Source organism: Inquilinus limosus MP06, assembly GCF_000767795.1.
Lineage (GTDB): Bacteria > Pseudomonadota > Alphaproteobacteria > DSM-16000 > Inquilinaceae > Inquilinus > Inquilinus limosus_E.
On record NZ_JANX01000925.1, the window covers coordinates 1 to 1510 of the forward strand.

The 1510-nt window shown below is 73.7% G+C and carries 2 protein-coding genes; one reads left to right on the plus strand and one right to left on the minus strand.

The window, feature by feature from the left end; all coding sequences use genetic code 11:
• Nucleotides 1-31: 31 nt before the first annotated feature.
• The gene (locus P409_RS34045; RefSeq protein ID WP_034849202.1) at nt 32-907 is read right to left on the minus strand and encodes a DMT family transporter; all 876 of its coding nucleotides are present in this window, start codon (nt 905-907) and stop codon (nt 32-34) included.
• Between the two features lie 113 nt (nt 908-1020).
• Here P409_RS34045 and P409_RS34050 point away from each other — a divergent pair, with 113 nt between their 5' ends.
• On the plus strand, nt 1021-1374 hold the full coding sequence (locus tag P409_RS34050) for a GntR family transcriptional regulator (protein WP_034849204.1): 354 nt from the start codon (nt 1021-1023) through the stop codon (nt 1372-1374).
• Nucleotides 1375-1510 lie beyond the last annotated feature (136 nt).

Consider the following 1510-nt stretch of genomic DNA (forward strand, 5'->3'; position numbering starts at 1 on the left):
TCGTCGAGCATGTGCGGGGGATGGAGCGGAGCTAACGCGAGAAGCGCTTCGCCCCAGCCACGCACAGGACGACGGCGGCGGCGCAGCCGACCAGGCCCCAGCCGACCGGCTCGTGCAGCAGGCTGGCGGCCAGGGCCAGGCCGAAGAAGGGCTGCAGCAGCTGCAGCTGGCCGACCGCGGCGATGCCGCCCAGCGCCAGGCCGCGATACCAGAAAATGAAGCCGATCAGCATCGAGAACAGCGAGACATAGGCCAGCGCCAGCAGCGCCGGCCAGCCGACCGCGGCCCAGGAGGACGGCAGGGTCACGAGCGACGCCGGCAGCGACAGCGGCAGCGAGAGCAGCAGCGCCCAGGAGATCACCTGCCAGCCGCCGAGCCGGCGCGACAGCCGGGCGCCTTCGGCATAGCCGAGGCCGCAGACCAGGATGGCGGCCAGCATCAGCCCGTCGCCGAGCGGCGACGCCTCCGCCCCCTGGCGCAGCGCATAGGCGCCGACGATGACGGCGCCGAGCACCGAGAACGCCCAGAAGGCCGGGCGCGGCCGTTCGCCGCCGCGCAGCACGCCGAACACCGCCGTCGCGATCGGCAGCAGGCCGATGAAGACGATGGCATGGGCCGAGGTGACGTAGCGCAGCGCCAGCGCCGTCAGCAGCGGGAAACCGACCACCACGCCGAGGGCAACCACGACCAGCGGCCCGATATCCGACCGCTCCGGCCGGCGCGGCCGCAGCGCCAGCAGCATCGTGGCGCCGAGCAGCCCGGCGATCGCCGCCCGGGCCAGGGTCAGGAACAGCGGGTCGAGGTCGAGCACCGCCACCCGGGTCGCCGGCAGCGAGCCGCTGAAGATGAGGACGCCGAGCAGGCCGTTGATCCAGCCCGCCGCCGCCTCGTTCGAAGATCCGTCCATGGTCGTCTGAGTCGCCTGCATGATGCCGGTGACCTTCGCGCCCGGCGACGACGCAAGCCAGAGATGGTAGAGTACAGTTTCGCCGAACTGTCCTGGTCCGGAGCCCGGTACGGATGCTCGAACTGGTTCCCGCGCCGCGCGACGGCGCCACGCTCGTGGCCACCGTGATGGACACGATCTGGCAGCGGATCGAGAGCCGCGCCCTGGCGCCGGGGGCCAGGGTACCGTCGATCCGCCGACTGGCCGAAGCGCTGGGCGTGTCGAAATCGACGGTGGTCGAGGCCTATGACCGGCTGGCGGCGGAGGGCGCGATCGCCGCCCGGCCCGGATCCGGCTTCTACGTCGCCCGGCGGGCCCAGCCTTTGACCCTGGCCGAGCCCGGCCGGCGGCTGGACCGGACCATCGACCCGCTATGGATCGCCCGCCAGTCGCTGGAGACACCGGAGCCCGGCGCCGGCCCGGGCTGAAGCCCGGCTGCGGCTGGCTGCCGGCCGACTGGATGCCCGACCCGGCGATCCGCCGGGCCCTGCGCGGCCTGGCCCGGGCGGAGGGCGAGGGGCTGGTCGACTACGACTCGCCGCTCGGCTTCGCGCCCCTGCGCCG